General features: G+C 63.7%; 8 protein-coding genes. 6 read left to right on the plus strand and 2 right to left on the minus strand.

Translation table 11 applies throughout. From position 1 onward, the window contains the following. Positions 1-283 precede the first annotated feature (283 nt). The 6 genes from VNH11_31620 to VNH11_31645 all read left to right on the plus strand — a co-directional run bounded on the left by VNH11_31620 (position 284) and on the right by VNH11_31645 (position 5,093). A complete protein-coding gene (locus VNH11_31620) occupies positions 284-1,366 on the plus strand; it encodes a hypothetical protein (protein ID HVA50934.1) in 1,083 nt (360 codons plus the stop codon). Between the two features lie 83 nt (positions 1,367-1,449). Beyond that, on the plus strand, positions 1,450-2,343 hold the full coding sequence (locus VNH11_31625) for an amidohydrolase family protein (protein HVA50935.1): 894 nt from the start codon (positions 1,450-1,452) through the stop codon (positions 2,341-2,343). A gap of 64 nt (positions 2,344-2,407) precedes the next feature. Next, positions 2,408-3,076, plus strand: coding sequence for a hypothetical protein (locus VNH11_31630; protein ID HVA50936.1), 669 nt, complete (start codon positions 2,408-2,410; stop codon positions 3,074-3,076). Then, positions 3,073-3,771, plus strand: coding sequence for a hypothetical protein (locus tag VNH11_31635; GenBank protein HVA50937.1), 699 nt, complete (start codon positions 3,073-3,075; stop codon positions 3,769-3,771). Before VNH11_31630 ends, VNH11_31635 begins: the two co-directional genes overlap by 4 nt. A gap of 134 nt (positions 3,772-3,905) precedes the next feature. Next, entirely contained in the window at positions 3,906-4,199 is a 294-nt protein-coding gene (locus VNH11_31640) for a hypothetical protein (GenBank protein HVA50938.1), read from the plus strand. A gap of 24 nt (positions 4,200-4,223) precedes the next feature. After that, positions 4,224-5,093, plus strand: coding sequence for a VCBS repeat-containing protein (locus VNH11_31645; protein ID HVA50939.1), 870 nt, complete (start codon positions 4,224-4,226; stop codon positions 5,091-5,093). 88 nt (positions 5,094-5,181) lie between these two features. Here the strand turns inward: VNH11_31645 and fliP are convergent, their stop codons facing one another. Both fliP and VNH11_31655 read right to left on the minus strand, forming a co-directional pair. After that, the gene (gene fliP / locus VNH11_31650; GenBank protein ID HVA50940.1) at positions 5,182-6,006 is read right to left on the minus strand and encodes a flagellar type III secretion system pore protein FliP; all 825 of its coding nucleotides are present in this window, start codon (positions 6,004-6,006) and stop codon (positions 5,182-5,184) included. Next, a complete protein-coding gene (locus VNH11_31655) occupies positions 6,003-6,788 on the minus strand; it encodes a flagellar biosynthetic protein FliO (GenBank protein ID HVA50941.1) in 786 nt (261 codons plus the stop codon). Before VNH11_31655 ends, fliP begins: the two co-directional genes overlap by 4 nt. Between the last annotated feature and the right edge of the window lie 31 nt (positions 6,789-6,819).

The following is a 6,819-nucleotide window of genomic DNA, read 5'->3' on the forward strand; positions in this document are numbered from 1 at the left end:
TGCTTCACCGGCCAGGCAAGCTGGCAGGGGTCGAAGCAAATCCAGGGTTCCGCTACGCCGCACCCTGGGCTATCGAGTGCGACCCCCTTCGGGGCCGGAATCCAAAATCCAAAATCGACCCAACCCCCCAGATTTATCGTTGCGGGCAAAAATCGACCGGCGCAGCGGCGGCTTCGTAAGCGGAGAGTAGATCAAGGGTTGAAGCACTGGGAAAACGGATACACATTTTGTTTTTGTCAACGATAATTCTCTTATGTCAACGATAAATCGAGGCGGTAGCTCATTGCCCACACCGTCGAACCGGCGGGGCCGGCCGCGGCGGAAGCCGAGCGCAAGGAACTGCGCGATCTATGAACGAGTCAGACTCGAGGGCAAATGCCTCGAAGAGGTCGCCGCCGACTACCAGGTGACGAAGCAGCGGATCAGCGATATCGTCGCTCACGTGGAGAGTTGGCTCAGCCGGCACGATACGCACTCGCTGGCCCAGAAGATGCGCGCCCGCGCGACGGCCCGCTACGATACGCTCTGGTCGGAGGCGATGACCGGCTTTGCCCGCAGCCGCGAACGACGGCAGATCAAGAAAGAACGTGTTCGCAAGGCGGCCGCCGCCGGCGCCGATGCGGCCGAAACCGTCAGCGAAGTCACCGTCCGCGAGCAAAACGGCGATCCGCGGTTCTTGAACATCGGGCTAAGAGTCGTCGAACGCGAAGACCGCCTGTGGAAGTTAGCGGAGAGTGTGGAGCAACCGCCCCCGGTTGCCGCGGGCACGGCCGCCGATGGCTCCGGAGAGGATGACAGTCGGGGGCAACTGTCCCACCTGCCCATCGACGAGCGGTTTCCGCACCTGCCCGCCGGTCTGGGCGACCTGGCGCAGCTCGCCTGCGGCTGGTCGCGGGGCGGACTGACGCCCGTCGCGATCGAGTTCGAGCAGCGTTGTGCCGAGGCGTTCCGCTCGCTGGGCTTCGAGGTGCGCGAGCTGGGGCAGGGTTGCGGGCGGGTGGCCGATTGCCTGGCCATCGCCGCGCAGGAACGCTTCGCGGTGATCATCGACGCCAAGGTGCGGCGGCGCGGATATGCCCTGGGCACCGACGACCGGCAGTTTTGCGAATACGCCGTGCGGCACACGCGCGAGTTGGCGCTGACGGGCATCGAACGGGTCTACTTCGCCGTCGTCGGCCACGGCTTTCGCCCGGACGATCTCGACAAGCTGGCCGGCTTCATGGCCGGCACGCCGATTCGCAGCGTGGCGTTCATCGAGGCCGAGGCGCTGATGCGGCTGGTCGACGAGAGCATCGCCAAGCGCCGCGAGTTCCGCCTGGCCGACTTCGACCGGTTGCTGTTTGGAAACAAGATCATCGATTACTGAGGCCACGCGACCGTCAAGGCATTGTTTGATTCGTGGCCCTCTCGCAGGTACGCTGACTGAATTGCCCATCCGGAGAAAAGACGATGAATTCCCCCGACGCTCGTGAATTTGCCTTGAATCCGGCCGATTACGGCCTGCCGACGCGCGACGATCTGGTAAAGCTGCGGATCTGGGACATGCACTACCACGGCTTCATGAATGCGGGCATTCGCTCGCACGAAGAGAACCTGTTTTATGTCGAGCGGATGGGGATCGAGCGGATGCTTGCGCTCGACATCGCCGGCTCGGCGGCCGATCCGCTGGGGACGACCCTTCCCGACGAGAAGAAGAAAGAGGTCCGCGAGTACTTGGAAAACCACTCCGATCGAGTCTCTGGATTGATTCCCATCGACCCCTCAAAGCCTCTCGAAAGCTGCCGCAAGATCGAGGAGTGGGTGGCCCAAGGGCCGTGCATCGGCATCAAGTATTACGGCGGAAACCCGGGGGGCGTCGCCTGCAGCCATCGCGACAACGACGCGATCGTTCGCCTGGCCGCCGAGTTGCAGGCCGTGATTTACATCCACACCTGGCTCAAAGTCGGCGGCAAGCCGCGCCGGCCTGGCGGCGACAACGTGCCCGGCGAATCGACCCCCATGGATGTGGCGCTGTTGGCCGAGCGATTTCCCGACGTGCCGCTCGTTTGCGGGCATTCCGGCGGCGACTGGGAGTTGGGAGTCCGCGCGGTGCGGCCGCACGAGAACGTATTGATCGAGTTCAGCGGCTCCGACCCGCACTCGGGCCAGGTCGACTTCACGATCCGCCAGATGGGCGCCGGCCGGCTGGTGTGGGGCGGGCACGGGCCGTCACGTTCTTATTCGACGGAGCTTTCCAAGGTTTTGGATGCCGACCTCACGCACGACGAGCGGCTGCAGATTTTCGGCGGCAACCTGAGGCGCATCGCCGCTCCCATTTTCCGCCAAAAAGGCTATAAGCTGTAAGCACGCCGTGGCTGGCGGGAAGCCCGTGTTGTATAATTGGTTTCATCCATTCGAAGGAGCATACATGCCTTCTGTCGATCCGTTCATCTCGCTTCGCGATTGGCGTACTTCGCTGTACCGGGGTACGCCGGCGGTCGTTGACCGCTTCCTGGACACGGTCGACGCGACGCTACCGGCCGACTGGACCCGCGACCATGCCTACGAGCAGACCCGCCCGCGGCGTGACCGTGTCCGCTGCTACCTTTTCGACCGGCAGGGCGATGCGGCGGTGCGGTTGTGGCTCGAGCGGGTAACGACAACCCGCGGGCGCGGCGGCCCAACGGAGGTGCTCCGCCATCCACCGTCGGGCGATGCGGTACGTATCGCGCGGCTGGTCGCCGAGTTCACCGATGATTGCGTGCTGGCCGCCGCTAATGCGGCCGGCATTCGCTGCACGCGGCCATCGTTCGGTCCACGAACTGCGATCAACTCGGCCGCTGTGACGCTGCTTAACCAGTTCGCTGACACGGCCGACGGCCAGTGGCCGTTGCCAGAGCGGCTGCGAGAGTCGTGGGATGATCTGGTCTCCGGCTGCCTGGCCGAGCAGGTCGCGATTAACCGGGGCGACTTGGAAAAGTGGCTGGCGGACAGCGGTTGGGAACCGGAGGCCGTCGCACAGATTGCCGACCAGTTTTTCGCGGACTCCCGGCGGCTGGCAAAGCTGGCCGAGCGGTTCGCGGCTACCGCCCCATGAGCACGCTCGCGCAGGTCGTGACAGACCTGACTGCGGCCCCTCGACCGGTCCTCTTTCTGGACACATGCACGTTGCTCGACATTGTCCGAGCCCCGTTGCGCGGCTTGGCGGCGGAGGTTCAGGCGTGCCTCGGACTCCGGGCACTGGCGGCTGCCGGGACCGTTCAGCTCTACGTGCAGGACATCGTGCCAGGTGAGTGGACCGACAATCTGCCGGCGGCGCGGCGGGACGGCGAGGTTGGCATCCGCGCGTTCACCGCCACCTGGCAGATCGCCGCGGATCTCGGAAAACCGGCGCCGCCCCTTCCCGTAGTCCCGCCCGGAGACCTGATCAACGAGCTTGAGCAGTTATCGCGTGAACTATTGACGGCGGCCGACACGCTCGAGAAGGATTATGACGGCATGTCTTGGGCAATCGAGCGCGTGGCGGCCAAGCAAAAGCCATCGTCGGCAAAAGGGACGGTAAAAGATTGTCACATCCTCGGCCACGCTCTCAGGCTGAGTTCCCTGCTGGCCGCCGCCGGTTATCCTAACTCGCGGGTGCTGTTGAGTTCGAACCGATCCGACTTTGCTGGCCCGAACGCGGACGCGTTCCACCCGGAGATTGCGCCCGACGCGGCCGTCGCCGGGCTGCGGTATGCCGCCTCACTGGAGGCGGCCGTCGCCGGCCTGCGCGCGATCGGCGAGATTCCCTGACTGTAAAATCGTCCAAACTGGCTGCTAAGCCGCGCGGACGGGCGAAAGTGAGTGACTATGCTCAAAAGCTGTGGTAAGCTTTCTGTTGCGGAACCGGAAATGCCAATAATGCCGTACCAGTAGAGGATTGCGCCATGAAGAGACAATTATTCTCGATGCTTCTACTCGCGGCGGGCACAGCCAACTCGAACGCGGCGGAGTTCGAGCCGCCCGTTCGTTTGAAGGCTGGCGAGACAGCCATCCGCGTCGAAAGTCCAGGCCTCGCTGCCCCTTGCTGGGCCAACGTCAAGGGGAAGATCCAATTATTCGTCGGCCAATTCAACCAAGGAAAGATTCAAGTCTTCGAGCATCTCGACGCACAGAACTTCGCGCCGGGAAAATGGTTAGAGGCCGAAGGATCGGTGGCTGAGGTGCCGGGCGTCTGGTGATGCACCAGCTCCACTCCACAGTTGGTGGACATCGACGGCGACGGCAACGACGACATCCTCTCCGGGTCGTATTCCCGCGACGAAGCGCCCATGGCCGGGCTGTTTCAAGTGTTGCACGCCAAACCGGACGGCAGCTTCCGAAAAGCCGAGGTCTTGAACGGCACTGACGGCGAGCCCCTCATTATTCCGCTCGACGGCCGACCCGATACGGAGAACATCTGCACCCGGCCGTTCGCGGTCGATTGGAACGGCGATGGCCATCTCGACCTGGTGGTAGGCAACTTTGCCGGCACGTTTTACTGGTTTAAGGGAGATGGCAAGGGAAGGTTTCAGCCCAGGCCCGAGGCCATTACGAGCGGAAACGATCCGTTGCAGATCGAGGGCGGTCACAGCGACCCCTTCGTCATCGATTGGGACGGCGACGGCGCAATCGACGTGGTCGGCGGGTCGGGGAGGGGCGGCGTGCAATGGGCCAAGAATCATGCCGGCAAGGGCAAAGTGCCAGAGCTTGGTGCTTTCGAATGGCTGATCCAACCGGCGGCAGACCCCTTCGAAAATGGTCGGCTATTCGTCAGCGAGGATGATTTAAGCGGTCCCGGAGAATCGACGCGGGTCTGGGTCGCCGACGTCAATGTTGACGGGAAACTCGATCTGCTGGTTGGCGATTCGGCCTTCATGAGGGCGCCGGCCGAGGGGCTGAGCGAGGCCGAGTCCAAGAAGAAGTTTGCGGACTGGCAAAAGGCCTACGTGGAAATCGTCGGAAACAAACTGACTTCCGCCGACGAGGCCAAGCGCAAAAAGGCCTTTGAGGACCATCGGAAACTCTACGAGCAGTGCGCGACCTTCATGCGCGAAGAATCGACTGGTTTCGTATGGCTGTACCTGCAAAAGTAGTCCGCACAAGCGCGGATCGGTCCGACACGCCGCTGCCGAGATCTGCACTCGGGCGATGCAGGGCTGCCTGTCAAGGCAACAGACGGCGTCAGGCGAAGCTTTCGATCAGCATGCCGACCACCAGGTGCCAGCCATCGGCCAACACGAACAACAGCAGCTTGAACGGCAGCGAAACCATCACCGGCGGCAGCATCATCATGCCCATCGAAATCAACACGCTCGAAATCACCACGTCGAGAATCAAAAAGGGAAGGTAAATCTGAAAGCCGATCAAAAACGAGGTCTTCAGCTCGCTGAGCATGAAGGCGGGCAAGAGCGCCGTCAGCGGCACTTCGTCGTAACTTTGCGGCGTGGGGGCGTCGGGCGCGTAGCGCAGGAAAAGCCAGATGTCGTCGCTGTTGCCGGTGCGCTCGATCTGCGCGCTCATGAATTGACGCACCGGTCGCACCGTCGCCGTCCAGGCCTCGTCCAGCCCGATGCGGCGGTCCGTGTAGGGCTTGATCCCTTCGTCGTAGGATTGTTTCCAGACCGGCGCCATGATCGCCAACGTCAGAAACAGGGCGATCGAAGTGATCACCTGGCTGGGCGGGAGCTGCTGCGTGCCCAACGCCTGCCTCAATAAGCTCAACACCACGATGATGCGGATGAAGCTGGTCGTCATCAGCAGCACGGCCGGGGCCATGCTCAGCACGGTCAGCGTGAGCATGATCTGCAGCGACGAGGTCAGCCCTTCCGGACTGGTCCAGGCGCCCGGCCCGCCCGACAACATGCTGGGCATGCTGGGCAGCTCGACCCGCGCCGGAGTGTTGGCGCGTTCTTGCCCCACAGCGGTCGAAGGTCCGCAGACTCCGACGAGCAGGCCGAGAAGCAGGGTCGCAATAACTCGCTCGGCATTCATTTTCTCGTTCTTCATTCCGTGGCCTCGACGGTGTTTTTGTCGCGGGAAAACTGCTGGAAGACTTGTCGGAACGAAGCGGTCGCGCTTTGCGGATGCGCCTGGCGGCACAGGCCGGCCAGCCGGTCGACCTCGGCCGGCTCGGTGATCTCGGTGAGCGTCTCCGCGCCGCCGGGCGTGAGGTGGACCAGCAGCAACTTGTTGCCGCAACGCACCAGATAAGCAAACTGTCGACCGGCCAGCGGCGCGCGGCCAAGCACCTCGACGACTTCGGCCGGCAGCTTCGCCGCACCCTTTGGCGCGCCGCGGCGCAGCGCCCAGGCGGCGGCAAAAAAAATCGCCAGCACCAACACCAGGCTGGCGACGCCGGTCGTAATGCCCGTGGCGGGCCTGATCGGCCGGGCGGCGTTCGTGGGGGCGCCGTCGCCATCGGGCGCGGCGTGCCGCGGCGGCAACGGCAGGCCGCCCGCGTTCTGCCGCGTGGGCTTGGTCGGCTGACGCGCGGCAGGCTGCGCCGCGGTTGGCGGGCCGCTACCGCGAACTTCGGCAGCATACGCGGCACGCTCGACGCCGGAGGGGTCGGCCCGTACCGAACCAGCCAGCAAGGCAAGCTGGCAGGCGACGCAGGCGCCGATGATGAACATCGCGTTGCGCAGGGAACGGGCCGCGGAGGCCCGCGGCGTTGGAATTGGAACGAGTGGAAACGAAGTCATCAGCGGCATCCATGCCCATTGTGTCTTTTTATCGTCGTAGGGTGGGACCAGCGAGCTTGCGAGCGCCGGCCCACCGATTTGAGGCATCAGGTTTCAGGCGTCAGGCGTCAGGACTAAC

Source organism: Pirellulales bacterium (assembly GCA_035533075.1).
Classification (GTDB): Bacteria; Planctomycetota; Planctomycetia; order Pirellulales; family JAICIG01; genus DASSFG01.